Source organism: Mesorhizobium sp. M7A.F.Ca.US.006.04.2.1, from assembly GCF_004022915.1.
GTDB classification, from domain to species: Bacteria; Pseudomonadota; Alphaproteobacteria; order Rhizobiales; family Rhizobiaceae; genus Mesorhizobium; species Mesorhizobium ciceri.
In genome coordinates this window covers 1-1,329 of record NZ_RZQA01001238.1, presented here as the reverse complement: position 1 = coordinate 1,329, position 1,329 = coordinate 1, and the positions used below count along the sequence as shown (strand labels likewise).

The 1,329-nt window shown below is 62.6% G+C and carries 2 protein-coding genes; one reads left to right on the top strand and one right to left on the bottom strand.

The window, feature by feature from the left end; genetic code table 11:
- Nucleotides 1-134: 134 nt before the first annotated feature.
- Nucleotides 135-557 carry an EF-hand domain-containing protein gene (locus EN925_RS36190; RefSeq protein ID WP_127370417.1) on the bottom strand — a complete coding sequence of 141 codons (423 nt, stop codon included), beginning with the start codon at nt 555-557 and terminating at the stop codon, nt 135-137.
- Between the two features lie 248 nt (nt 558-805).
- Between EN925_RS36190 and EN925_RS36185 the strand changes: the two genes are divergently transcribed.
- Nucleotides 806-1,240 carry an EF-hand domain-containing protein gene (locus tag EN925_RS36185; RefSeq protein ID WP_127370416.1) on the top strand — a complete coding sequence of 145 codons (435 nt, stop codon included), beginning with the start codon at nt 806-808 and terminating at the stop codon, nt 1,238-1,240.
- Nucleotides 1,241-1,329 lie beyond the last annotated feature (89 nt).

Below are 1,329 nucleotides of genomic sequence, written 5' to 3'. Positions count from 1 at the left end.
GTAGTGGCCGGCACGACAGGCAAGGCCTCGGCCGGCGAGGCGAGCACCGTGGCGCCAATCATCAAACTGCAAAACGCCGTGATTGTCCGTTTCATCTTTTCACTCCTGTTGAATGGGGTCGACGGGTTCGGGGATTACTGACGTCGGAGCGCCCGCAGTTCGGAGATCGAAAGCGCGCCATCGCCGTTCTTGTCCGCCTGCAGCAGCCGGTCGGGAATGAAGGCGGCAAACTCGTCGCGCGAAATCTTGCCGTCGCCATTGCGGTCGATGCGGCCGGCCTGGGCCTGGAAGCCGGCGAATTGCGTGGCCTGGAAGTCGCGCTTCGACTTCACCCGTTCCACTGCCCCGCGCACTTCGTCCGCATCGAGCAAGCCATTGTGGTTGGCATCCATCCGGTCGAACATCTGCGCCCGCGCGGCCTGGATTTCGCCGAACTCGAGCTTGCGGTCGCCGTTGGTGTCTATGCGCCGGAAGAGTTCCCTGGCACCGCCGTCAGCCGCACAGGCGCTGGCGGTGCAGAACAGCACGCCAGCAAGAGCCATGACGATCTTGTTCATATTGATCTCCGCATTGGGTCGGATGGTCCGCCGCGGACCGTCCTTGCAGAGCCTTCTACGCAGCGCCTGTGGTGGTCCTACGCAAAGCGAGATGATTTTTTCGAGGCGGCCAGCACAGCCGCCTATCCCCACCGCGATAGAGGATTCAAGGCCGGCAAAAAATCTTGCGTGTCGAGCGTAGGAGCCCGGCTCTCGCTGCGTATCGGTCAGCAGTCGCCCCCGCGGCCTGACAATGAAAGGACATCATCATGAAACGCTCGTTACTGATTGCGGCCTTGCTCATCGGGCTTGCGCCGCTCTGCGCGGCTCAGGCACAGGACATGCCGGGCCAGCGCATCCTGCAACGGATCGATACCAATGGCGACGGCGCCATCTCCAAGGATGAGATGACGGCCGCCCGCGAGCGCTTGTTCAGGAAGCTCGACCGCAATGGCGATGGCGTCATCGACGAGAAGGAGATGGAGAGCGCCCGCCAGGCGATCAAGGATCGCGCCGAGGTGGCGCAGGCGCGGCTCGGCAGCCGCTGGCGGCGCATGGACGCCAATGGCGACGGCAAGGTCTCCGAGCAGGAATTCGCCAGCAGCATGCCTTTGTTCGACCTCGCGGACCGGGATGGTGACGGCAAGCTCTCCGCCGACGAGATCGCCTCCGTCCGCAAGCTGATCGCCGAGCACGCCAACTGATGCTCGGCAGCGATCATTCCCTTTACAAAACAAGGAGTACGACATGTTGTCTTCGGCAAAGATTCCGATTTTATGTCTCGGTGCGATGC

Bases quoted from the DNA above. Each gene is read 5' to 3' on its own strand.
- EN925_RS36190 (WP_127370417.1), bottom strand. From the start codon at position 557: ATGAACAAGATCGTCATGGCTCTTGCTGGCGTGCTGTTCTGCACCGCC.
- EN925_RS36185 (WP_127370416.1), top strand. From the start codon at position 806: ATGAAACGCTCGTTACTGATTGCGGCCTTGCTCATCGGGCTTGCGCCG.